Here is a 22,349-nt window from a genome sequence, read left to right on the forward strand (position 1 = left end):
TTAAGGGAAAGAGCTCCAATGCCTCCTAGCGGACCCCCGTCTTCGGGTCCTGCGAAGATGTGCCAGAGTTGCCACGTCCGCCCTGTCAGCACGTACCGTACGGCAACACAGGTGGGACCAGGTGGGGCAGCGGGAAGGGGCAGCCGGTTTGACCACGCACGCACCGCAGGCGGCGCAGGCCGTCACGCTGCCCACGACACTGGACGAGGCCGTGGTGGCGCTCAGCGCCATGCCCACCGCCGTGCCCGTGGCGGGCGGCACCGACCTGATGGCCGCCGTCAACTCCGGGCAGCTCAGGCCCGCCGCCCTGGTGGGCCTCGGCCGGATCAGCGAGATCCGCGGCTGGCAGTACCAGGACGGCCACGCGCTGCTCGGCGCCGGCCTCACACACGCGCGCATGGGCCGCCCCGACTTCGCGGCCCTCATCCCGGCGCTCGCCGCCGCCGCGCGCGCCGCGGGCCCGCCGCACATCCGCAACGCGGGCACCCTGGGCGGCAACATCGCCTCGGCCGCGCCCACCGGCGACGCGCTGCCGGTCCTCGCCGCCCTGGAGGCGACACTGATCATCGCGGGCCCGGCCGGAGCCCGCCGGGAGATCCCCGTGTCGCACCTGCTGGCCGGGGTGGACATGCTGCGCGGCGGCGAGCTCATCGGCTACGTGCGCGTGCCGCTGCTGCACGCCCCGCAGGTCTTCCTGAAGGCCACCGGCCGCACCGGCCCCGGCCGCGCGCTCGCCTCCGTGGCGCTGGTCCTCGACCCCGCCCGGCGCGGAGTGCGGTGCGCGGTGGGCGCCATAGCGCCGATGCCGCTGCGGCCCCTGGAGGCCGAGCAGTGGGTCGCCCGGCTCATCGACTGGGACAACGACCGCGCGGTCGTCCCGGAGGCGCTGAACGCCTTCGGCGAGTACGTCGCCGCGGCCTGCATCCCCGATCCGGCCCCGGAACCAGACGGCTCCGTACCGCAGCTTCCGCCCGCCGTACTGCACCTGCGGCGCACCGTCGCCGCGCTGGCCCGACGAGCACTGGGGAGGGCGCTGTCGTGACCGACGACCAGCACGCAGAGGGCACGTCCCAGGGCGGCGGCCGCTGGGACCCGCTGCCCCAGGGCGACTACGACGACGGCGCCACCGCCTTCGTCAAGCTCCCCGAGGGCGGCATCGACGCCCTCCTGGCCGCGCCCGGTCACGGCTATGTGCCGCCGCAGATAACGGTGGCCCCCGGTGTGGACCCCGGCGCCGACCCGGCGGCCGGCGGCACCTGGGCGGTGCCGGACGCGGGCGCCCACTGGCCCGACCCGAACGCCGTGCCCCAGGGGACGGACGCGGGCACGGACGACCGGTTCACGTACCACCCCGCCACCACGCAGCAGTGGACCTTCGACGAGCCCCCGGCCGCACCGGTGCCCGGTCACGACGTGACCGGGCAGTGGTCCATCCCCGTCGCGGGAGGCGACCTACCGGACGAATCGGGCGAGTTCACCACGTCCTCCCTGGTCGAGCAGTGGGGCGGCACCCCTCCGGCCACCCTCCCCGGCGGTGCTGCCGCGCCCTGGGCGACGGAAGCCGCGGGGCAGCCCTGGGGGCAGCAGGGACCGGAGGCGGACGCGGCCACCGAGCAGCCGGCCCACGCGGCGCCCGAACCAACCGCCCACGAGGGGTTCCAGCCCGGCACGCGGTACGGCGAGCCTCCGGCCGGGTACCCGCGGGAGACCGACGGCGCGGAGCCGGTCGAGGCGGCCTCGGACCCACAAGAGGCCGAGGAGGCCCCTGAGGGGCCCGCTGAGCCCCCGACGGAGCCCCAGGCGGCCGACGATGCCGCCCCCGAGCCGGAGGCCGCCGAAGAGGCCGCCACGGGCGACGACGCCACACCCGCGGACGAGACGGCGCCCGCCGACCCGGACGAGGCCCCCCCGCCCCCCGCGCACGACGAACACCCCCTCGCCTCCTACGTGCTGCGCGTCAACGGCACCGACCGCCCCGTCACCGACGCCTGGATCGGCGAGTCGCTGCTCTACGTCCTGCGCGAGCGACTCGGGCTCGCCGGGGCCAAGGACGGCTGCTCGCAGGGCGAGTGCGGGGCCTGCAACGTCCAGGTCGACGGGCGGCTCGTCGCCTCCTGCCTGGTGCCCGCCGCCACCGCCGCCGGCAGCGAGGTGCGCACCGTCGAGGGCCTCGCGGTGGACGGTCAGCCCTCCGACGTGCAGCGCGCGCTCGCCGAGCGCGGTGCGGTGCAGTGCGGATTCTGCGTGCCCGGCATGGCGATGACCGTGCACGACCTGCTGGAGGGCAACCCGGCGCCGAGCGAGCTGGAGGCGCGCCAGGCGCTGTGCGGCAACCTCTGCCGCTGCTCCGGCTACCGGGGCGTCCTGGACGCCGTCCAGGAGGTCGTCGCCGAACGCGAAGCGCATTCCGCGGCCGAGGCTGAGACGGACGCGGACGAGGCACGTATTCCGCACCAGGCGGGCCCGGGAGCCGGCGGCGTCAACGCGTCGGCCTTCGACTCCCCCGGAACCTTCGGGACACCGGGACCGCACGACCAGCACTACGGCCAGGACGGAGGCCACGCGTGAGCAACGAAGCCGCGACCGCGACCACCGCCGCGGAGCCGGCCCCCGCCGCCGAACCGCTGCCGCACGGCCTCGGCGCCTCCCTGCCCGCCGCCGACGCCCGCGCCAAGACCGAGGGCACCTTCCCGTACGCGGCGGACCTGTGGGCCGAGGGCCTGCTCTGGGCGGCCGTACTGCGCTCCCCGCACGCGCACGCGCGCATCGTGTCCATCGACACCTCCCACGCGCGCGAGATGCCCGGCGTACGGGCCGTCATCACCCACGAGGACGTCCCCGGCACCCCGCGCCACGGCCGTGGCACGCCCGACCGCCCGGTGTTCGCCTCCGAGGTCGTACGCCACCACGGCGAACCCATCGCGGCCGTCGCCGCCGACCACCCGGACACCGCGCGGATGGCCGCGGCGGCCGTCATCGTCGAGTACGAAGTACTCGACCCGGTGACCGACCCCGAGCAGGCCTTCGAGGCCGAACCGCTGCACCCCGACGGCAACCTGATCCGGCACATCCCACTGCGCCACGGCGACCCGGACGCGCACGGCGACATCGTGGTCGAGGGCCTGTACCGCATCGGCCGCCAGGACCCGGCCCCCATCGGCGCGGAGGCGGGCCTCGCCGTGCCCCGCCCCGACGGCGGCGTGGAGCTCTACCTGGCCTCCACCGACCCGCACACCGACCGCAACACCGCCGCCGCCGTCTTCGGTCTGGCCCCCGAGCGCGTCAAGGTCGTCGTGACCGGCGTACCCGGCGCCACCGCCGACCGCGAGGACCAGGGATTCCAGCTCCCGCTCGGCCTGCTGGCCCTGAAGACCGGCTGCCCGGTGAAGCTGACGGCGACCCGCGAGGAGTCCTTCCTCGGCCACACCCACCGCCACCCCACGCTGCTGCGCTACCGCCACCACGCCGACACCGAGGGCAACCTGGTCAAGGTCGAGGCGCAGATCCTCCTCGACGCGGGCGCGTACGCCGACACCTCCTCCGAGGCCCTGGCCGCCGCCGTCTCCTTCGCCTGCGGCCCGTACGTCGTCCCGAACGCCTTCATCGAGGGCTGGGCCGTGCGCACCAACAACCCGCCCTCCGGCCATGTGCGCGGCGAGGGCGCCATGCAGGTGTGCGCCGCCTACGAGGCGCAGATGGACAAGCTCGCCAAGAAGCTCGGCCTGGACCCGGCCGAACTGCGCCTGCGCAACGCGCTCGCGACGGGTGACGTCCTCCCGATCGGCCAGACGGTGACCTGCCCGGCGCCGGTCGCCGAACTCCTCCAGGCGGTACGGGACTTCCCGCTTCCGGCGCTGCCCAAGGACACGCCCGAGGAGGGGTGGCTGCTGCCCGGCGGCCCCGAGGGCGCGGGCGAACCGAGCGCGGTGCGCCGGGGCGTCGGCTACGGCCTGGGCATGGTGCACATGCTCGGCGCGGAGGGCGCGGACGAGGTCTCCACGGCGACGGTGAAGGTCCACGACGGCATCGCCACCGTCCTGTGCGCGGCGGTGGAGACCGGCCAGGGCTTCACCACGCTCGCCCGCCAGATCGTCCAGGAGACGCTAGGCGTCGACGAGGTCCACGTGGCACCGGTCGACACCGACCAGCCTCCGGCGGGCGCGGGCTGCCGAGGCCGCCACACGTGGGTGTCGGGCGGCGCGGTGGAACGGGCGGCCAAGATGGTCCGCACGCAGCTCCTCCAGCCCCTGGCGCACAAGTTCGGCATGTCGACGGAGCTGCTCCAGATCACCGACGGCAAGATCACGTCGTACGACGGCGTGCTGTCGACGACGGTCACCGAGGCGCTGGACGGCAAGGAACTGTGGGCGACGGCCCAGTGCCGCCCGCACCCCACGGAGCCCCTGAACGCGGCCGGCCAGGGCGACGCCTTCGTCGGCCTGGCCTTCTGCGCGGTCCGTGCGGTGGTGGACGTCGACATCGAACTCGGCTCGGTACGGGTCGTGGAGCTGGCCGTCGCCCAGGACGTGGGCCGCGTGCTCAACCCGGCACAGCTCACCGCCCGCATCGAGGCGGGCGTCACGCAGGGCGTCGGCATCGCGCTCACCGAGAACCTGCGCACGCCGCGCGGCCTGATCCGCCACCCCGACCTCACCGGGTACGCGCTCCCGACCGCCCTGGACGCGCCGGACATCCGCATCGTCAAACTGGTCGAGGAGCGCGACGTGGTCGCCCCCTTCGGCGCCAAGGCGGTCAGCGCGGTACCCGTGGTCACCTCCCCGGCGGCCATCGCCTCCGCCGTCCGCGCGGCGACGGGCCGCCCGGTCAACCGCCTCCCGATCCGCCCGCAGGCGGCGGTGGTGACGGGCCAGTGACCGAGCGGAAGCTGCCGGGCGTCCGCTGCGCGTGAGGCGCGGGGCCGTCCTGGCCCCCGGCGGAGAGGCGGTGGCGGCGCGGGAGGCCGGGCGGCCGAGGACCGGGTACGGCGCGGGGACCGGTGGCGGACCTGGACACGGCGCTGCGGGCGCGGACGCCCCGCACGGGACTGTGGCCGGAGACCTCGGAGCTGACGGTGACCGAGACGGTGGACGCGATCCTCGCGGGTACTGAACGGGCGGGGGTCGCCTGACGTCCTCTTCCGGGGGCGTTGTCAGTGGGGCGGCGTAGTGTTCCGGGCAGTGGGGGACGGCCGCTCCGACGCGAGGCCGGACGGCTGTTGTGCGCCCGGCCCAGGGACGCGCACGACGTATCAGGCACCACACGCCACGTACCAGGTACCACCGAAATCGCGGGGGAGCGATGAGCACGACCGACGCCGGTGTCGCGGCGATCACCCTGACCGAGGACGACCTCGGTCCGTACGTCACCCATGCGCCGACGCGCCACTGGCTGACCGGTCCAGGACTGCCGGGTGGCGGCGGCCTGTTGACGTTCGAGCCGCTGCGTACGGGTGGGCTGCGCACGCTGGCGGACGCCACGGACGACCCGGCGGAGGAGCTGCGGGACCGGCTGGTGATAGGGGAACTGCTCAGCCCCGCCGGCATGGAGACGGAATCGCTCCTCCTCGACGGCGGTACGGGCGAGATCACGACCACGTACCTCTTCGAGGCGATGGACAGCCGCCCCTTCGCGCCCTCGCTGCAGGCGCTGGTGCGGTTCGCCGCGGTCACCGAGGAACTGGCCGGTCTGCGCGGCGAGTTCGCCTCCTACGCGGGCCGCTACGGCACCAAGGCGGCGACCGAGGCGTCCCGCCGCCTCCTCGCCCTCTTCGAGGAGGGTACGGGCGGCGAGGTCCCGCCGTACTGGAAGGCGGCCGCGCTGATCCGCCCCCTGGCCCTGATCGCGGGCCCCGGCACCGACTCCGGCCTCACCCTGGACCTGCCCGTCCGCCTCCTGGACCAGGAGTTCGGCCCGGGCCGGGTGGCCCGCTTCGAGGAGGTCGACTTCCCTGCCGCACTCACCCACGAGCCGACCCGCCGCTTCCTGCGCGAGACCGGCCTGCCCGAGGACGCGGTCCTCTTCCACCTGGACACGGACGTACCCCTGCCGACGCTGACGGAGTACTTCACCTCGGAACGCGCCGACGACTGCACCCTCGAGAGCCTCCCCGCCCACGCCGACCGCCTGATACGCCTCGGCTACCTCGTCGAGGACAACAGCCTGGTGGTCGACGGCACGACGGGCGCGGTCCTGAACTTCAGCGAACCCGAGGCGGCCCTCCACCCTCTGAACACGGACGTCTCCACCCTCGCCTTCACCCTCTGGCTCCTCCACCACGAGCGGACGGTCGACGAGGACCTGGACCACGAACTGACCACCGAGGCCTACGACCAGCTGGCCGCGGCCATGATCCAGACCCTGGCAACCGTCGACCCGACCGCCACGACGACAGACGCCGACTGGCACTACTGGACGGAACTCTTCCAGGACGAAGCGGGCGGCGTGCTCTGAAGCACACCGCCCGGGGGAGAGGCCGTGGCGGGAATCGAACCCGCGTAACCCGCTTTGCAGGCGAGTCCCTGAACCACTCGGGCACACGGCCAGGACCAGGTGAGGAACGATTCACTCGTTCCGACCCGATGTACCGACCGTAGGGGCGGCCGGTCGGGGCCCTCAAGGGAATCGCGGGCGTTGCAACGGGACTGCCATACCCCGTTCACGAAACGGTTCCGCTCGGGCGAGGGACTGCGCGGATTTGCGGCGCCGTGACACCGAGTGGTACCAGGCGGTACCGTGGGCGTATGGCTGGACTGAACCTGCGGTTCACGGATGAGGAGCTCGACGCGTTGCGGGAGCGTGCGGCGGCCGAGGGACGCAGCATGCAGGCATTCGCGCACGACGCGGTGATCGCCGCCATAAACGAGCACTCGCGGCTGTTCAACGAGGCGGCCGAGCACGTGCTGAAGGCCAGCGCCGAGCTGAACCGGAGGCTCGCCTGATGCACCACCTCACTCTGCCGCAGCTGCTGAACCTCGCACAGCGGCTCGGGGCGGACGAGGTGCGTGACTACGGGCTGCTGGACTCGGCGCTGGCACGTCCGCAGTCCAGCGTGTTCGGGCAGGACGCCTATCCGGACGTGTGGCAGAAAGCCGCCGCGCTGATGGAGTCCCTTGCCCGCAACCACGCCCTCGTGGACGGGAACAAGCGCATCGCCTGGTACGCGACCTGGGTCTTCCTGCACTTGAACGGGCATCCCCTGGACACGGACTTCGACGTGGACGAGGCGGAACGCTTTGTGCTCGACGTCTGCCAGGGCGCTCTGGACGTCCCGAAGATCGCAGCCCAGTTGCCGCGCTTCGCGCGCTGAGCCGAGGCACCCTCGCTGTGACGTGGATCCCACCCACCAGTGACCCGGGGTCGTCCGCGCGTTGACATCGCCGGGCCGCCGGTAGGGTGGCCCGGTTGTCATACCCAGCCGAGCCGCCCGACCCCCGGATCCACGGAGACCGTGACTACTACCGCCGCTTCCTCCACCCACTCCCACCACCTCTCGCCCGCCTTCCCCGGCCGCGCCCCCTGGGGCACCGCCAGCAAGCTGCGTGCCTGGCAGCAGGGGGCGATGGAGAAGTACATCCAGGAGCAGCCGCGTGACTTCCTCGCCGTCGCCACGCCGGGCGCCGGCAAGACGACCTTCGCGCTGACACTGGCCTCCTGGCTGCTGCACCACCACGTCGTGCAACAGGTGACCGTGGTCGCTCCGACCGAGCATCTGAAGAAGCAGTGGGCGGAGGCGGCCGCGCGGATAGGGATCAAGCTCGACCCGGAGTACAGCGCGGGGCCACTCGGCAAGGAGTACCACGGGGTCGCCGTCACCTACGCGGGTGTCGGCGTGCGGCCCATGCTGCACCGCAACCGGGTAGAGCAGCGCAAGACCCTCGTCATCCTCGACGAGATCCACCACGCCGGTGACTCCAGGTCGTGGGGCGAGGCCTGTCTCGAGGCCTTCGAACCCGCCACGCGGCGCCTCGCGCTCACGGGTACGCCGTTCCGGTCCGACACCAATCCCATCCCCTTCGTGACGTACGAGGAGGGACCGGACGGAATCCGGCGGTCCGCCGCCGACTACACGTACGGGTACGGGTCCGCGCTGTCCGACGGCGTCGTCCGGCCCGTCATCTTCCTCTCCTACAGCGGCAACATGCGCTGGCGCACCAAGGCCGGTGACGAGGTCGCGGCCAGGCTCGGCGAGCCGATGACCAAGGACGCCGTCAGCCAGGCCTGGCGCACCGCGCTCGACCCGCGCGGTGACTGGATGCCCGCCGTGCTGCGCGCCGCCGACCAGCGGCTGACCGAGGTCAGGAAGGCCGTCCCGGACGCGGGCGCGCTCGTCATCGCCTCCGACCAGGACTCGGCGCGCGCGTACGCCAAGCTGATCCGGGAGATCACGGGCAGCAAGGCCACCCTCGTGCTGTCCGACGACGCCGGCGCCTCGAAGAAGATCGACGAGTTCAGCGCCGGCCACGACCGGTGGATGGTCGCCGTCCGCATGGTGTCGGAGGGCGTCGACGTGCCCCGGCTGGCGGTCGGGGTGTACGCCACCACCATCTCCACCCCGCTCTTCTTCGCCCAGGCCGTCGGCCGTTTCGTACGGTCCCGGCGGCGCGGCGAGACCGCGTCCGTCTTCCTGCCGACCGTCCCCGACCTGCTCACCTTCGCCAATGAGATGGAGGTCGAGCGCGACCACGCCCTCGACAAGCCGAAGAAGGGGGGCGAGGAGGACCCGTACGCCGAGTCCGAGAAGGAGATGGAGGAGGCGAACAAGGAGCAGGACGAGGACACCGGTGAGCAGGACGTGCTGCCCTTCGAGGCGCTGGAGTCCGACGCCGTCTTCGACCGGGTCCTCTACGACGGCGCCGAGTTCGGCATGCAGGCCCACCCGGGGAGTGAGGAGGAGCAGGACTACCTCGGGATTCCCGGGCTCCTCGAACCCGACCAGGTGCAGTTGCTGCTGCAGAAGCGGCAGGCCCGGCAGATCGCGCACAGCCGCAAGAAGCCGGACGAGGAGGCGGACCTGCTGGAGCTGCCCGCGGAGCGGCGGCCGGTCGTCTCGCACAAGGAGATGATGGAGCTGCGCAAGCAGCTCAACACCATGGTCAGCGCGTACGTCCACCAGAGCGGCAAGCCGCACGGGGTGATCCACACGGAGCTGCGGCGTGTGTGCGGCGGCCCGCCGAGCGCGGAGGCGACGGCCGGGCAGCTGCGGCAGCGGATCGCCAAGGTGCAGGAGTGGGCCACGCGGATGCGGTGACGCGTCCGCCGGGTTCGTTCGGGGGAGCGCGCCGTGGGGGCCTGCGTCGGGGGGCGGGCGTCACGAGGAGGACACGCCGTACGTATCAGGACGAAGGCCGCAGGTCATTTCGGGCGGTGCCCGGATTCTGGACGGAGGCTTCCGCTCAGCGAACCGCCTTCGCTACTGTCCCGCTACGCACACGCCCCGTGGCAGCGCCGCCGCGGAGCGCAGCCGTGAAGCGACAGGACCCGGAGCCGCCGGGCCGTCCTGCCGATCGGCGGCCTCTGAAGCGCGTCGTTGACGGGACTCGGCGACGCATCCGCCGCGAAGGGGTCGCCGACCTCACCACTTAAGGAGTGGGCGTCGTGACCGCGGAGACCTCTCAGACGCTCGACCGGGGACTGCGCGTCCTCAAGCTGCTGGCCGACACGGACCACGGGCTGACCGTCACCGAGCTGTCCACCAAACTGGGCGTGAACCGGACCGTGGTGTACCGGTTGCTCGCCACGCTTGAGCAGCATGCGCTCGTGCGCCGTGATCTGGGCGGCCGAGCCCGGGTCGGGCTGGGGGTGCTGCGGCTGGGGCGCCAGGTGCATCCGCTGGTACGGGAGGCCGCGCTGCCCGCGTTGCGGTCGCTGGCCGAGGACATCGGAGCGACCGCGCATCTGACGTTGGTCGACGGGAGCGAGGCGTTGGCCGTCGCGGTGGTCGAGCCGACGTGGACGGACTATCACGTGGCGTATCGCGCGGGGTTCCGGCATCCGTTGGACCGGGGGGCCGCGGGGAAGGCGATCCTCTCCGCGCGGCAGTCGCCGTCGGCGGAGCCGGGGTACACGCTGACGCACGGGGAGCTGGAGGCCGGGGCCAGCGGGGCGGCGGCTCCTCTGCTCGGGGTCACGGGAGTGGAGGGGAGCGTGGGTGTGGTGATGCTGGCGGATGCCGTGCCGGAGCGGGTGGGGCCGCGGGTGGTGGACGCCGCACGGGAGGTTGCGGAGGCGCTGCGCTGAACTGTGCGGGGGCTGAGTTGCCCTGTGCCCGGCTGCTGATCGGGGCCGGCGCCGGTGGGTCGCGCAGCCGGCACTGCGGGGGCAGCCAATGCTCCGTGGTCGTCCCGTAGATTGATCCCGTGCTCTCTCGTCTCACACGCCCCCAGGCCGTCGCCGTCTGCGCCCTGCCCGTCGTGGCCCTGATCGCCACCGCGGTCCTCGCGCCGCTGCCGTTCTCGGTGGCGCAGCCCGGGATGACGGCGAATGTGCTGGGGGAGAACAAGGGCGCCGCGGTGATCACCGTCTCCGGCGCGCCGGCCCGCGGGACGAGCGGGCAGCTGCGGATGACGACGATCGAGGCGACCTCCCCGGAGGCGCGCGTGTCGCTGGGCGACGTGCTCGACAACTGGTTCCGCAAGGACCGCGCGGTCATGCCGCGCGACTCGGTCTACCCGAGCGGCGACACCGTCAAGGAGATCGAGAAGCACAACACCGAGCAGATGCGGCAGTCCCAGGACGCGGCGACCGAGGCCGCGCTGAGGTACCTGGATCTGAGCAGCGACGACGTCAAGGTCACGCTGAAGCTCGCCGACGTCGGCGGGCCCAGTGCGGGGCTGCTGTTCTCCCTCGGGATCATCGACAAGCTGGACGGTGACGGCAGCGGGGGCGATCTCACGGGCGGTCGCACCATCGCCGGTACGGGCACGATCAGCGCCGACGGCAAGGTGGGCGCGGTCGGGGGCGTGGCCCTGAAGACGCAGGCCGCGCGGCGGGACGGGGCGACCGTGTTCCTGGTGCCGAAGGCCGAGTGCTCCGACGCGAAGTCGGAGCTGCCGAAGGGACTCCGGCTGGTTCCGGTGACCACGCTGAAGGGCGCGGTGAGCTCTCTGGTGGCGCTGGAGAAGGGGAAGGGCTCGGTACCGAGCTGTTAGGCGACCGCCGGCGCCGGTTTGGGCGCCGCGGCGAGGCGCAGGCCGACCTCGACGAGGATCCAGCCCAGGCGGGCACGGATCTCGCTCGGGCGCCTGGCCTCGGTGGCGAGGCGGTGGGCGCCGGCCTGGGCGCGGAGTTCGGTCATGTGCTGCTGGGCGAGCTGGGTCACAGCCAGGTCAGCCCGTTGCCCAGGTCGGCGTCGCGCACCGCCTGCCACTGCTTGCGCGGATCGGGGACGGGGGCGCTGTGGCCCTGGTACGTGATCCAGGCGGTGTCCGTGTACTCGTACATGGCGTCCGCGTCCCCGTTCCTGACCGCCTCCCGGCCGCCGATGGAGCCCTGGATGCCGGTCCGGTCCACGACGTGTGCGCCGGCCGCCTGGAAGGCGATGCCCATCATCGCGCCGAGGACGAGGCTCTCCGTGTCCGCCTTGGACGTCACGGTGAGGCGGGCGCCCCTGAGCGGCTGGCCCTGCCCGAGGGAGCCGGGTGCGACGTCGTCGACCATGGGGGAGCCGCTGGACAGGCCGCAGCCGGGGACGACTGTCAGCGCTCCGGCGAGCAGCAGACATGCGCGCCGCTTCACGCCCCCAGCCCCCGCGGTCGCAGCAGCACTTCCGCCAGCGAGGCCAGCCAGTCCACCAGCAGGGCCAGCACGACCGTGAGCACCGAGCCCAGTACCAGCACCGGCATGCGCTGGTTGGTGATGCCGGCGGTGATCAGCACGCCCAGGCCGCCGCCTCCGCCGAAGGCGGCCAGGGTCGCCGTGCCGACGTTCAGGACCAGGGCCGTACGGACGCCCGCGAGGATCAGGGGGACGGCCAGCGGGAGTTCGACCCGGGTCAGCACCCCGAGCGGGGACATGCCGATGCCGTGGGCCGCCTCCAGCAGGACCGGGTCGTTGGCCTTCAGCCCCGCGACGGTGTTGGACAGCACCGGCAGGACGGCGTAGGCGATGATGCCGATCAGGGCCGCCCTCCGGCCGATGCCGAGCCAGATCACCAGCAGCGCGAGGAGGCCGATCGCGGGGGTCGCCTGGCCCGCGTCGGCGACCGCCATCACCACCGGGGTGGCCTTGCGGAAGGCCCCACGGGTCAGCAGCACGCCCAGCGGGACCGCGATGACCAGGACGAAGAAGGTCGAGATCACGGTCAGCTCGACGTGCTGCCCGAGGGCCTTGGAGACCTGGCCGTTCGACAGGGCGTTCTCGGAAACCACATCCAGCCGCGCCTGCCGGAACCACAGCCAGGTCGCCAGCAGCACGGCGACGAGGAGGGCGGGCAGCAGGGTCAACTTCTGCCAGGTGAGCCGTCTCTCGGCCGGCCTCGGCGGCCCGGTCTCGGCCTCCTCCCGCGCCCGCGGCTCCTCCAGCCGGACAGTGGTGGTCACGCCGTCAGCTCCCCTTCCGCCCGGGTCTCCGCCGGCTCGCGCTGGTGCTCCAGGGCCTCCTGGCGGTCGGCGTCCAGCAGCTCGTGCACGCGGTTCATCAGCGTCTCCATGTCGACCACGCCCTCGTACACGCCGTGCCGCCCGGTCACCGCGACCCGACACGCGCCGTCCGTCAGCACCGCCTCCAGCGCGTCCCGCAGCGTCGCGTCCCGGGTCACCGTGGCGTGCACCGGTGTGCCCGCACGGGCCACGGAGCCCCCGGCCCGCATCAGGTCGCCGCGCCGGAGCCACTTGCGGGGGCGGCGGAGCCGGTCGAGGAGGAGGATCTCGTTCGTGCCGCTGCCGCGCAGCCTGCCCAGGATCTCCTGCAGCGGGGTGCCGATGGTCACCGTCGGACAGTCCCTGAGCCGCAGGTCCCGTACGCGGGTGAGGTTCAGCCGCTTCAGGGCCGCCCCCGCGCCCACGAAGCCGGAGACGAAGTCGTCCGCCGGGTGAGTGAGGATCGCCTCGGGGGTGTCGAACTGGGCGATGTGCGAGCGCTCGCGCAGCACCGCGATCCGGTCACCCAGCTTGATCGCCTCGTCGAAGTCGTGGGTGACGAAGACGATCGTCTTGCGCAGCTCGTGCTGGAGCCGGATCAGCTCGTCCTGGAGGTGGTCGCGGGTGACGGGGTCGACCGCGCCGAACGGCTCGTCCATCAGCAGCACCGGCGGATCGGCCGCCAGCGCCCGCGCCACGCCGACGCGCTGCTGCTGACCGCCGGAGAGCCGGCGCGGATAGCGGTCGTGGAACTCGCCGGGGTCGAGACCGACCAGGTCGAGCATCTCCTCGACCCGCTCCCGGATCCGGTGCTTCGGCCAGCCGGTCATCCTCGGCACCAGCGCGATGTTCTGGGCGACGGTCAGGTGCGGGAAGAGCCCGCAGGACTGGATCGCGTACCCGGTCTTCCGGCGCAGCCCCACCGGGTCCATGCCGGTGACGTCCTCGCCGTCGATGCGGATCCGCCCGCCGGTCGGCTCGGTCAGGCGGTTGATCATCCTCAGCGTCGTGGACTTCCCGCAGCCGGACGGGCCGACGAGGACCACCGTCTCGCCGGCCTTGATCTCCATGGTGACGTTGTCGACGACGGGCCGCGGACTGCCGGGGTAGTGCTTGGTGATGTTCTCCAGTTCGATGGCCGCCCCGGTCGTGGACGTCTCAGGCACGGATCCCCCTGGGAATGGTCAGCCGTCCGATCAGGACGTACGCGGCGTCGAAGAGCAGGGCGAGAACGATGATCCCGAGCGTGCCCGCGAGCACCTGGTTCAGGGCGTTGGCGCCGCCCAGCGAGGCGATCCCGCGGAAGATCTCGTTGCCCAGGCCGGGTCCGGAGGCGTAGGCGGCGACGGCCGCGATGCCCATCAGCATCTGCGTGGCGACCCGGATGCCGGTCAGGATCGGCGGCCAGGCGAGCGGCAGCTCCACCCGCAGCAGCCTGGCCGGCCGGGACATCCCGATGCCCCGGGCCGCGTCCACCAGGCTCGGGTCGACCCCGCGCAGTCCCACGACCGCGTTCCGGACCACCGGCAGCAGCCCGTACAGCGTCAGCGCGATCACCGTGGGCGGCACCCCGAGACCGACGACCGGGATCAGCAGGCCGATCATGGCGAGCGACGGCACGGTCAGCAGGGTTGAGGTGGCGGTGGCCGCCAGGTCGCCCGCCCAGTCGCTGCGGTAGGTGACGACACCGATCAGCACGCCGAAGGCGGTCGCCGTCACCATGCACTGGAACACCACACCGGCGTGCTGGCAGGCGTCGGTGAGCAGCTGCTGGTGGCGGTCGGCCAGGTACTCCCAGAAGCTCACGCGGCCTCACCCCGGGTCGGCTAGGACGTCCTCTCCCGGGCCTTGCCGCTCACTCCTTGAGCGCCGCCTGCTCCACCAGCGGGATGATCCGCAGCGGAACGGGGTTCTCCATGACGATCGCCGTGGCTGCCCGGACGATGCCATCAAAACCGACGACCCGGTCGATCACCCGCTGGAGATCGGCGTTCGAGCGGGCCACCAGACGGCACAGCATGTCCCCGCTGCCGGTGGTGGTGTGCAGCTCCAGCACCTCCGGCACGGTCGCCAAGTGGGCCCGCACGTCGGCTCCTTGGCCCTGCCGGATCTGCAGCGTGGCGAACGCCGTGACCGGGTAGCCGAGGGCCGCCGGGTCCACCTGCGGACCGAATCCGCGGATGACTCCGTTCGACTGAAGCCGGTCCAGCCGCGCCTGCACCGTGCCCCGCGCCACCCCCAGCCGCCGGGACATCTCCAGCACCCCGATCCTGGGCTCCCGGGCCAGCAGCACGATGATGCGCCCGTCCAGCTGATCGATCGCCATGCCCAACCTCCCGGGTGGTCATCCTGTACAGGAAGGCCGCTGAAACCGTCGTACCACTGAGCAGATTGCCCAGCAATCAAGCGAACTATTGCGCACCTTGCCGAGCGGGGCCACCCTTCCGCTATGACGCAGACCACACACCACACTCCCGCCACGACCGCCCGGCAGGCCGACCCCTTCCCGGTCAAGGGAATGGACGCGGTCGTCTTCGCCGTGGGCAACGCCAAGCAGGCGGCGCACTACTACTCCACCGCCTTCGGCATGCGGCTGGCCGCCTACTCCGGACCGGAGAACGGCAGCCGCGAGACCGCGAGCTACGTCCTCGAGAACGGCTCCGCCCGGTTCGTGTTCACCTCGGTGATCAAGCCCGCCACCACCTGGGGCCACTTCCTCGCCCAGCACGTGGCCGAGCACGGCGACGGCGTCATCGACCTGGCCATCGAGGTCCCGGACGCCCGCCGCGCGTACGCCTACGCGATCGAGCACGGCGCCCGCTCGGTCGCCGAGCCGTACGAACTGAAGGACGAGCACGGCACGGTCGTCCTCGCCGCCATCGCCACCTACGGCGAGACCCGCCACACCCTCGTCGACCGCTCCGGCTACGACGGCCCCTACCTGCCCGGCTTCGTCGCGGCGAAGCCCATGGTAGAACCGCCCGCCCAGCGCACCTTCCAGGCCATCGACCACTGCGTCGGCAACGTCGAACTCGGCCGCATGAACGAGTGGGTGGAGTTCTACAACAAGGTCATGGGCTTCACGAACATGAAGGAGTTCGTGGGCGACGACATCGCCACCGAGTACAGCGCGCTGATGTCGAAGGTCGTCGCCGACGGCACCCTGAAGGTGAAGTTCCCGATCAACGAGCCCGCGATCGCCAAGAAGAAGTCCCAGATCGACGAGTACCTGGAGTTCTACGGCGGCGCCGGCGTCCAGCACATCGCGCTGAACACCAACGACATCGTGCAGACCGTACGGACCATGCGCGCGGCCGGCGTGGAGTTCCTGGACACGCCCGACACCTACTACGACACCCTCGGCGAGTGGGTCGGCGACACCCGGGTTCCCGTCGAGACCCTGCGCGAGCTGAAGATCCTCGCCGACCGCGACGAGGACGGCTACCTGCTGCAGATCTTCACCAAGCCGGTCCAGGACCGCCCGACCGTCTTCTTCGAGATCATCGAACGGCACGGCTCCATGGGCTTCGGCAAGGGCAACTTCAAGGCCCTGTTCGAGGCGATCGAGCGGGAGCAGGAGCGGCGCGGAAACCTGTGACGCGCGAAAACCTGTGAATCCGGTGAACACGCAACCAGTGGACGCCGGTTGACGCTCTCATGTCCCGTGGGCGCCAGGGCGGCGCCCGCGGGACGTGAGGAGGCACCGTGAACACCGTGGACGAGCGCGTCGACCTCGCCACGCCGTCCGAGCGCTGGCTGCACCGGATCGCCACCCTCCACGAGCCGACGGTCCCGCAGTCCTTCGCCTTCGACGAGGTGAACCGGCACCTGTACGTCCTGCAGGTCACCAGGGGCGGCGCCGAAGCCGGCGACCTGTGCCTGAACCGGCTCGACTACAAGGGCAGGGCACTGGGCCACATGCACCTGCGCGGCTTCGGGCACGGCGTCGGCATGGGCGTGCAGAACGACTCCGACGGCACCGCCTGGATCTGGACCGAGGCCGACGCGCTGCACGGCTACGGCCGGGGCGTCACCCGCTTCCACTTCGTGAACGGGGCCACTCGCACGGCCGCCGACGTCAAGATCCGCTACCCCGTCGAGGGGTCGAAGAACAACCAGCCCACCGTGTGCATGGCCAGTCGCCGCATCGCCGTCCGCCACCGCCTGGACAACGTCCCGCGCTACCGCGTCTGGGACCTCGACGCCTTCGTCGCCCGCGACTACGCCGACCCCGTCGCCGACCTCGCCCAGACCGGCGCCCACCCCGACCCCGGGGTGCCCTTCCAGGGGTACGCCCTGTCCGGCGACCACCTCTACCAGCTCGCCGGCACGGCCTACGACGACGACACCAACCCGCCCGCCCGGCACGGCAACGCCTACCTCTCCTGCCTCCACATCCGCACCGGCGAACTCCTCCAGCAGCGGCGCACCGAGGCCGGCCACTCCCTCGACTTCCGCGAACCCGAGGGCCTCGCCGTGCGCCGGTCCCCGACACCGTGGCTGTGCATCGGCTTCGCGTCGGGGGAGCCGGGCGCGCGCAGGTTCTCGGTGTACTACAAGCAGTAGCTGCAGGAGCTCAGTCCTCCGGCACGCCCTCGTCGGGCGGTTCCCCCAGGTGGGCCAGCGCGGCGCGGGCGACGGGCACGCGCAACGGCGAGAAGTACGGGTTGATCCGCAGCGCGTCCTGCAGGTGCCGCCGCGCCGGCCCGTCCAGTTCCAGCTCCCGCTCGATCATGCCCAGGTGGAACGAGTACAGCGCGCTGCGCACCCCGCCCCCGTGCGCCTTGTCCGTCGCGATCCGGGCGAAGTCCAGTGCCTCCTGGTCGTCGCCGACCCGGTGCAGCGCCCAGCCCAGCGCGTCGGCCACCTCGATGCCAGGCTGCCGCTCCCACTCGGCCCTGAGCCGCTGTACGGCCTCCTGCGCGTCCCCGTGGTCCGCCTCGAACCGCCCGAGCAGCAGCTCCTCGTCGACCCCGCCGGCCTCCTCCCGCTCCACCCGGGCCCGCAGCAGGTCGTACTGCACCTGCGCCGCCTGCTCCAGGCTCAGCGACTCGTACAACTCGCCCAGCTCCAGCGCGTACTGGGGACAGGGCTGCTTGGTGAGCGCCGCCTGGTAGGCGGTCACCGCCTCCGGCGTCCGCCCCAGCGCGGCCAGCACGCGCCCCTGACCGGCCAGCGCGTCCCGCTGGTCGGGGTCGACGCGGACGGCCGCCTCGAAGTGCCGCAGCGCCTCCTTCCGGTCGCCGCGCTCCCAGGCCAGCTGCCCGGACCGGGTCAGGTAGTCGGCCTGCTCGGCGGCCGTGCGCGCGGCCGCCGCCGCGTCGGACAGCTGGGCCGCCGCGTCCTCGCGCCAGCCCCGGTCGCGGTAGACGGCGGAGGCCCGCGCCATCACGGCCGGGCGTGCGGCGGCACCGGCGCGCAGCCCCGTCAGCTTCTCCAGCGTCTTCCCGGTGGCCTTGTAGTCGCCGAGCCCGGTGTAGGCGTCGATCAGGACCGCGTACGCCGTCCAGCGCTTCGGCGCGAGCCCGCGCGCCTGCTCGCCCCACTCGCGGGCCGCCCGGAAGTCCCGGCGCGCGTTCGCCAGCGCCGCCAGCCCCTCCAGCGCCTCGGGATTCTTGCCGCCCGTCACCTCGAGGGAGGCCCGCAGCGCCCGCTCGGCCTTCGGGTAGTTCGCGGCGTCGGCGGTGCGCCGCCCCCGCTCCACATAGGCGGCGCCCAGCACCGCCCACGCGCGCGCGTCCTGCGGATGCGTCCGCAGATGGTTCTCCCGGTCCCCGATCAGCAGCGCCAGGTCGGGCAGCGCGGCCGGCACTCCGGTGGTCACCGAGGCCGGCGCCTGCACCCTCGGGCCCGGCGCCGGCGGCGGACTGGTCCTGGGCGGCTCCTCCGGCAGCAGCATCAGCGCCCCGCCGACCGCCGCGGTACCCGTCGCGGAGGCCACCAGCACCCGCCGCAGCACGCGCAGGCGGCGCCGGGGCCGCTCGCCAACCAGGGATGTACCCGGACCGGACTGTCGCTTCTCCATGGCGCTTACTGTGCGTCAATACGACGAGCGCGTCCGGGTGGCCCAAGGGTGCTGTGTGCGGGGTTCACACCGATGGCCCCCGGTGGGACGCTGTGATCATGAGCCGTATCCAAGCGCCGCGTGACGAGGCCCAGGGCAATCTCACCGACCGGCTCCTGGCGGGCCTGCCGGCCGAGGCGGTTCTCACCGACCCCGACGTCACCGCCTCCTACGCCAACGACATGGCGAGCTTCTGCCCGGCCGGCGCCCCGGCCGCGGTGGTGCTGCCGCGCACGGCCGAGGAGGTGCAGCACGTCATGCGCGTCGCCTCCGAGCTGCGCGTCCCGGTCGTCCCGCAGGGTGCCCGCACGGGCCTGTCCGGCGCGGCCAACGCCTCGGACGGCTGCATCGTGCTGTCCCTGACCAAGATGGACCGCATCCTGGAGATCAACCCGGTCGACCGCATCGCGGTCGTCGAACCGGGCGTGGTCAACGCCGCCCTCTCCCGTGCGGTCGAGGAACACGGCCTGTACTACCCGCCGGATCCCTCCAGCTGGGAGATGTGCACCATCGGCGGGAACATCGGCACCGCCTCGGGCGGCCTGTGCTGCGTGAAGTACGGGGTGACGGCCGAGTACGTCCTCGGCGTGGACGTCGTCCTCGCCGACGGCCGCCTGATGTCCACCGGCCGCCGCACGGCGAAGGGTGTGGCGGGCTACGACCTGACCCGCCTGTTCGTCGGCTCCGAGGGCTCGCTCGGCATCGTCGTACGGGCCGTTCTCGCCCTCAAGCCCAAGCCGCCCCCGCAGCTGGTGCTGGCCGCCGAGTTCGCCTCCGCCGCCGACGCCTGCGACGCCGTGTGCCGGATCATGGCGGGCGGCCACGTGCCGTCCCTCCTGGAACTGATGGACCGTACGACCGTGAAGGCGGTCAACGACCTCGCCCGCACGGGCCTGCCGGAGACCACCGAGGCCCTGCTGCTGGCCGCCTTCGACACCCCCGACCCGGCCGCCGACCTCGCCTCCCTCGGCGCCCTGTGCGAGGCCGCGGGCGCCACCCAGGTGGTGCCCGCCGAGGACGCCGCCGAGTCCGAACTCCTGCTCCAGGCCCGCCGCATGTCCCTCGTCGCGCTGGAGGCCGTCAAGGGCACGACGATGATCGACGACGTGTGCGTGCCCCGGTCGCGGCTCGCCGAGATGCTGGAGGGCGTCGAACGGATCGCGGAGAAGTACCGGCTGACCATCGGCGTGTGCGCCCACGCCGGCGACGGCAACACCCACCCGACCGTGTGCTTCGACGCCCAGGACCCCGACGAGTCCCGCCGGGCCCGCGAGTCCTTCGACGAGATCATGGCGCTCGGCCTGGAACTCGGCGGCACCATCACCGGTGAGCACGGCGTCGGCGTCCTGAAGAAGGAGTGGCTCGCCCGCGAGGTCGGCCCGGTCGGCCTGGAGATGCAGCGCGCGGTCAAGCAGGTCTTCGACCCGCTGGGGATCCTCAACCCCGGCAAGCTCTTCTGACACTCCCTCGGCGCAGGCCCTGGGGTCACTGGGCGAGCAGCTGGTCGAGCGCCTTGTCGAGCCCGAGCTGCCCGCCCTCACTCCCCGGGGGCACCACCCGCAGCGTGCGCTCCAGCCAGGCGGACAGCTGGGCGGCCGGCGCCTGGAGCAGGGCGTCACCGTCGGGTGAACTCAGCGCCATCACCACGACGCTGCGCCCCTCCACCTTCGCCGGCCACACCCGGACGTCTCCCTGCCCGCTCGGCCGGAACACCCCCTCCACCAGCAGGCCGCGAGAGAACGTCCAGTTCACGGGCTGTTCGGAGGTGGTGTGGAAGGCGATGTGGACGGCGTACGGGTCGTCCGAGCGGTAGCCGAGCCGCGCCGGGACCGGGATGCTCCGCTCGGGCGAAAGAATGAGCCTGAGCTCCAGTTCGCGTTCCACCACGGTGTGCTGCATGACGTGCGGTTCCTCTCTCCTCGGGGCCGCTGGGAGTCGGCCCGTACGAGGTGAGAGGCGGCCGGGGCGCGGGCGTTACGCGGGTTCGGGGAATTTTTCGAACCTGTGCGGCGGGACCTGTGAAGCCGTAGCACGGGGTCGCCCGGAAAGGGGTGGGTCCGGCGGGACTGGCGCTGGGGGTTGCGCGGGTCTGATAGATAGTGGAGGCCCCCATACGACCCCCGAGCAGATACGGGACGACGGACATGAGCGCCCCAACCCCGGCCCCCGGTGACGACAGGCCCCGCGAGGGCTACTACCCGGACCCGTCCATCCCCGGCTACGTCCGGTACTGGAACGGCGCCTCCTGGGTGCCGGGCACCAGCCGGCCGGCGCCGAAGGACGGCGAACGGCTCGCCCCGCCGCCCGGCGCGGGCCCGGCGCAGGCCCCGGCGCCGGTCGAGGAGACCGGCCCGCACTTCTTCGACGAGGACCCGCCCGCCGGCGGTTCGGCGGAACCGGCGTCGGCGTGGGGCGCCGACCGTGCGCAGCAGTCGGGCTTCGGCGGCGACCAGGACCGCCGCGTCTCCTGGGGCGCCGATCCGCGGGTGCCCGCCGACTCCCCGGCCCAGCCCGACGGCCAGGCGGCCCGCACGGACGGCACGGCGACGATCCCGCCCGCCGACCAGGACTCCGGCGACCTGGGCTCGGGCGGCACGTTCGTCTTCCGGCGGCCCGCCCCGGCCTCCGGCGGTTCGGTGGACGACGGCACGATGACGTTCCGGCCCGTTCCGCGCACGCCGGCTCCCGGGCAGGGGCCGGGCGGTTCCGGTGCGGCTGGTTTCGGGGTGCAGGGCCCGGTCGGAGCGGCCGGGGCCGCGTCCTCCGGGGCCTCCTCGGGCACCGGTTTCGGCGCCGGGAAGGCGGCCGCGGCGCGCGCGGCAGCCGCGCAGGGGGAGGGCCAGGCGCAGGTCCCGGGCCAGGCGCAGCCGCAACCGCAGGGGCAGGGGCAGGCGCAGATCCCGGGCCAGGCCCAGGGGAACGTACCGGGCCAGGCCCAGGCGAGGCCCGCCGCCCAGGGCTCCGGCGCTCCCCAGGGCTCCGTCGTCGGCCCCTCCGTCCCCGCGCAGGCAGGCGCCCCCCTGTCCGGCGCCGGCCCCGTTTCCGCCACCCCGATGACCAGCGGCCCCGGCGGCGGGCAGTCGTCCTGGGCGCAGCAGGTGCACCGGCTCGCGGGGGCCGGGGACGAGCAGCCCGTGGCACCGTGGAAGCCGCCGGTGGAGGACCCCTTCCAGGCGGTGGCCCGGCGGCAGGCGGCGGCGCGGCCCGCGGGCCTCGGCAAGCGGCTGGCCGCCCGTCTGGTCGACACGCTGGTCCTCGGCGCGGTCACCGCCGCGGCCGCCGTACCGCTGGGCGTCCGGGCCGCCGACCACGTCCAGGAGAAGATCGACGCGGCCAAGCTCTCCGGCCGGACCGTCACCGTCTGGCTGGTCGACGGTACGACCGGCGCCTACCTCGGCATCGTCCTCGGCGTCCTGCTCCTCGCCGGCGTCCTGTACGAGGTGCTGCCCACCGCCAGGTGGGGCCGCACGCTGGGCAAGAAGCTGTGCGGCCTCCAGGTGCGGGACATCGAGGCGCACGAGCCGCCGACGTTCGGCCCGGCCCTGCGCCGCTGGCTGGTCTACAGCGTCCCCGGCCTGCTCGTCGTCGGCGTCGGCGGCGTCCTGTGGTGCCTGTTCGACCGGCCGTGGCACCAGTGCTGGCACGACAAGGCGGCCCACACCTACGTGGCGGCCTGAGCAAGGGCGGCCGTACGGGATCCGGACTCCGTA

General features: G+C 73.0%; 21 protein-coding genes, 1 tRNA gene and 1 pseudogene. 14 read left to right on the forward strand and 9 right to left on the reverse strand.

The genetic code is table 11. The features are described 5' to 3' along the window. Positions 1-148: 148 nt before the first annotated feature. The 5 genes from ACIBBH_RS18275 to ACIBBH_RS18295 all read left to right on the forward strand — a co-directional run bounded on the left by ACIBBH_RS18275 (position 149) and on the right by ACIBBH_RS18295 (position 6,450). Positions 149-1,042, forward strand: coding sequence for an FAD binding domain-containing protein (locus tag ACIBBH_RS18275; protein WP_399405680.1), 894 nt, complete (start codon positions 149-151; stop codon positions 1,040-1,042). Further along, a complete protein-coding gene (locus ACIBBH_RS18280) occupies positions 1,039-2,568 on the forward strand; it encodes a 2Fe-2S iron-sulfur cluster-binding protein (RefSeq protein WP_399405682.1) in 1,530 nt (509 codons plus the stop codon). Before ACIBBH_RS18275 ends, ACIBBH_RS18280 begins: the two co-directional genes overlap by 4 nt. Beyond that, positions 2,565-4,874 carry a xanthine dehydrogenase family protein molybdopterin-binding subunit gene (locus ACIBBH_RS18285; RefSeq protein WP_399405684.1) on the forward strand — a complete coding sequence of 770 codons (2,310 nt, stop codon included), beginning with the start codon at positions 2,565-2,567 and terminating at the stop codon, positions 4,872-4,874. The genes ACIBBH_RS18280 and ACIBBH_RS18285 overlap by 4 nt, the downstream gene beginning before the upstream one ends. 122 nt (positions 4,875-4,996) lie before the next feature. Next, the gene (locus ACIBBH_RS18290; RefSeq protein ID WP_399405685.1) at positions 4,997-5,128 is read left to right on the forward strand and encodes a hypothetical protein; all 132 of its coding nucleotides are present in this window, start codon (positions 4,997-4,999) and stop codon (positions 5,126-5,128) included. Positions 5,129-5,298: 170 nt separating this feature from the next. Then, positions 5,299-6,450: an SUKH-4 family immunity protein gene (locus ACIBBH_RS18295; protein ID WP_399405687.1), complete on the forward strand. Its 1,152-nt coding sequence runs from the start codon at positions 5,299-5,301 to the stop codon at positions 6,448-6,450. Between the two features lie 19 nt (positions 6,451-6,469). Here ACIBBH_RS18295 and ACIBBH_RS18300 read toward each other — a convergent pair. Beyond that, a tRNA-Cys gene (locus ACIBBH_RS18300) sits at positions 6,470-6,541 on the reverse strand. 199 nt (positions 6,542-6,740) lie between these two features. On the opposite strand from ACIBBH_RS18300, the gene ACIBBH_RS18305 reads away from it, so the two are divergent. The 5 genes from ACIBBH_RS18305 to ACIBBH_RS18325 all read left to right on the forward strand — a co-directional run bounded on the left by ACIBBH_RS18305 (position 6,741) and on the right by ACIBBH_RS18325 (position 11,147). After that, positions 6,741-6,938 carry a hypothetical protein gene (locus ACIBBH_RS18305; RefSeq protein ID WP_124441851.1) on the forward strand — a complete coding sequence of 66 codons (198 nt, stop codon included), beginning with the start codon at positions 6,741-6,743 and terminating at the stop codon, positions 6,936-6,938. Next, entirely contained in the window at positions 6,938-7,306 is a 369-nt protein-coding gene (locus ACIBBH_RS18310) for a type II toxin-antitoxin system death-on-curing family toxin (protein ID WP_399405689.1), read from the forward strand. The genes ACIBBH_RS18305 and ACIBBH_RS18310 overlap by 1 nt, the downstream gene beginning before the upstream one ends. A gap of 141 nt (positions 7,307-7,447) precedes the next feature. Continuing rightward, positions 7,448-9,247: a DEAD/DEAH box helicase gene (locus tag ACIBBH_RS18315; RefSeq protein WP_399405691.1), complete on the forward strand. Its 1,800-nt coding sequence runs from the start codon at positions 7,448-7,450 to the stop codon at positions 9,245-9,247. A gap of 347 nt (positions 9,248-9,594) precedes the next feature. Continuing rightward, positions 9,595-10,236 carry an IclR family transcriptional regulator gene (locus tag ACIBBH_RS18320; RefSeq protein ID WP_390739214.1) on the forward strand — a complete coding sequence of 214 codons (642 nt, stop codon included), beginning with the start codon at positions 9,595-9,597 and terminating at the stop codon, positions 10,234-10,236. Between the two features lie 119 nt (positions 10,237-10,355). After that, the gene (locus ACIBBH_RS18325; RefSeq protein ID WP_399405693.1) at positions 10,356-11,147 is read left to right on the forward strand and encodes a S16 family serine protease; all 792 of its coding nucleotides are present in this window, start codon (positions 10,356-10,358) and stop codon (positions 11,145-11,147) included. Here ACIBBH_RS18325 and ACIBBH_RS18330 read toward each other — a convergent pair. From ACIBBH_RS18330 to ACIBBH_RS18355, 6 genes and pseudogenes are all read right to left on the reverse strand, one after another. Continuing rightward, positions 11,144-11,317, reverse strand: coding sequence for a hypothetical protein (locus tag ACIBBH_RS18330; RefSeq protein WP_399405968.1), 174 nt, complete (start codon positions 11,315-11,317; stop codon positions 11,144-11,146). The genes ACIBBH_RS18325 and ACIBBH_RS18330 overlap by 4 nt on opposite strands. Continuing rightward, positions 11,317-11,655: pseudogene (locus ACIBBH_RS18335) on the reverse strand (glycine betaine ABC transporter substrate-binding protein); the annotation flags it as partial. The gene ACIBBH_RS18330 and the pseudogene ACIBBH_RS18335, both read right to left, overlap by 1 nt. Before the next feature lie 74 nt (positions 11,656-11,729). Beyond that, positions 11,730-12,536, reverse strand: a complete 807-nt coding sequence (locus tag ACIBBH_RS18340) for an ABC transporter permease (RefSeq protein ID WP_399405695.1) — start codon at positions 12,534-12,536, stop codon at positions 11,730-11,732. Continuing rightward, a complete protein-coding gene (locus ACIBBH_RS18345; RefSeq protein WP_399405697.1) occupies positions 12,533-13,741 on the reverse strand; it encodes an ABC transporter ATP-binding protein in 1,209 nt (402 codons plus the stop codon). Before ACIBBH_RS18345 ends, ACIBBH_RS18340 begins: the two co-directional genes overlap by 4 nt. After that, positions 13,734-14,381, reverse strand: a complete 648-nt coding sequence (locus tag ACIBBH_RS18350; RefSeq protein ID WP_399405699.1) for an ABC transporter permease — start codon at positions 14,379-14,381, stop codon at positions 13,734-13,736. Before ACIBBH_RS18350 ends, ACIBBH_RS18345 begins: the two co-directional genes overlap by 8 nt. 49 nt (positions 14,382-14,430) lie before the next feature. Next, complete coding sequence (locus ACIBBH_RS18355) at positions 14,431-14,901, reverse strand: Lrp/AsnC family transcriptional regulator (protein WP_399405701.1); 471 nt, start codon at positions 14,899-14,901, stop codon at positions 14,431-14,433. A 123-nt stretch (positions 14,902-15,024) separates the two neighbouring features. Between ACIBBH_RS18355 and hppD the strand changes: the two genes are divergently transcribed. Next, positions 15,025-16,173 (forward strand): 4-hydroxyphenylpyruvate dioxygenase, encoded by a 1,149-nt coding sequence (gene hppD, locus ACIBBH_RS18360; RefSeq protein WP_399405703.1) that lies wholly within the window; start codon positions 15,025-15,027, stop codon positions 16,171-16,173. A gap of 107 nt (positions 16,174-16,280) precedes the next feature. After that, positions 16,281-17,141, forward strand: a complete 861-nt coding sequence (locus ACIBBH_RS18365; protein WP_399405705.1) for a Teichoic acid biosynthesis protein C (Precursor) — start codon at positions 16,281-16,283, stop codon at positions 17,139-17,141. A 10-nt stretch (positions 17,142-17,151) separates the two neighbouring features. On the opposite strand, the gene ACIBBH_RS18370 is transcribed toward ACIBBH_RS18365, so the two are convergent. Beyond that, on the reverse strand, positions 17,152-18,600 hold the full coding sequence (locus ACIBBH_RS18370) for a tetratricopeptide repeat protein (protein WP_399405707.1): 1,449 nt from the start codon (positions 18,598-18,600) through the stop codon (positions 17,152-17,154). A gap of 92 nt (positions 18,601-18,692) precedes the next feature. On the opposite strand from ACIBBH_RS18370, the gene ACIBBH_RS18375 reads away from it, so the two are divergent. After that, positions 18,693-20,099 (forward strand): FAD-binding oxidoreductase, encoded by a 1,407-nt coding sequence (locus tag ACIBBH_RS18375; RefSeq protein ID WP_399405709.1) that lies wholly within the window; start codon positions 18,693-18,695, stop codon positions 20,097-20,099. Between the two features lie 25 nt (positions 20,100-20,124). Here ACIBBH_RS18375 and ACIBBH_RS18380 read toward each other — a convergent pair whose 3' ends face one another. Next, positions 20,125-20,538, reverse strand: a complete 414-nt coding sequence (locus ACIBBH_RS18380) for an SsgA family sporulation/cell division regulator (RefSeq protein ID WP_399405711.1) — start codon at positions 20,536-20,538, stop codon at positions 20,125-20,127. Positions 20,539-20,783: 245 nt separating this feature from the next. Between ACIBBH_RS18380 and ACIBBH_RS18385 the strand changes: the two genes are divergently transcribed. Beyond that, positions 20,784-22,316 (forward strand): RDD family protein, encoded by a 1,533-nt coding sequence (locus tag ACIBBH_RS18385; RefSeq protein WP_399405713.1) that lies wholly within the window; start codon positions 20,784-20,786, stop codon positions 22,314-22,316. Positions 22,317-22,349 lie beyond the last annotated feature (33 nt).

The organism is Streptomyces sp. NPDC051636 (assembly GCF_044453765.1).
Classification (GTDB): Bacteria; Actinomycetota; Actinomycetes; order Streptomycetales; family Streptomycetaceae; genus Streptomyces.